The sequence below is a fragment of the Curvibacter delicatus NBRC 14919 genome, assembly GCF_001592265.1.
In the GTDB taxonomy this organism is placed as follows: domain Bacteria; phylum Pseudomonadota; class Gammaproteobacteria; order Burkholderiales; family Burkholderiaceae_C; genus Hylemonella; species Hylemonella delicata.
The window spans coordinates 1-613 of sequence record NZ_BCWP01000108.1 but is presented as its reverse complement, the minus strand read 5'-3'; the positions used below and the strand labels follow the sequence as shown (position 1 = coordinate 613).

Below are 613 nucleotides of genomic sequence, written 5' to 3'. Positions count from 1 at the left end.
GTCCTTCCCTTTCTTGGTCTCGATGACGCGATAGGTCTCGGCCTTCCAGCCATCGGCGGCAATCAGATAGCAGTCGTCCTGCATCGTTTGCGCCCAGTAGTCCATGAGGTGCTGGTAGACATCGTATTTATCGATCAACGGCTTGTCCGCATACCAGGCCAGCAGACTTTCCGACATCTGTGCAATGAGGTCTTTGGGATGAAAGCCGGGGACCAGAGTCTTGAGGGCGACAGCACTCTGATCGCGCCAAGAGGCAAAGTGCGCGTTCATGCCCTGGATGAAGGCGGAAAACTCCGAGTGCCCGTAGATTACGGTTTTGATGGCGCTCTTCCCCACAGCAAGGTCGAGGTAACCGGGGCGGTTGGTCTTGAACAATGTGGTTCGCAAGTTCGGGCAGATGTCCCAGTACGGCTGGAGTGCCTCTACATCCGCCACGGGAATACCGCCCTTCAGGTGGCCCTCGATGTCTTGTAGGTCTTCGACGTTCCGGCTATCTATGTAGCGCGGCAAGTTGAGGTTGAACTCGTTTTTCTGAATTTCCTCCAGTGAGACCATACGCGAATACTTGGGAACTGTCAGCCGCTTATTGAAGACATCGACGATTTTGTGGATG

The 613-nt window shown here is 54.6% G+C and carries 1 protein-coding gene; it reads right to left on the bottom strand.

All coding sequences use genetic code 11. The features are described 5' to 3' along the window. Nucleotides 1–613 (bottom strand): N-6 DNA methylase (locus CDE01S_RS18025; RefSeq protein WP_157077215.1); only part of this gene is annotated, 613 nt, incomplete at both ends.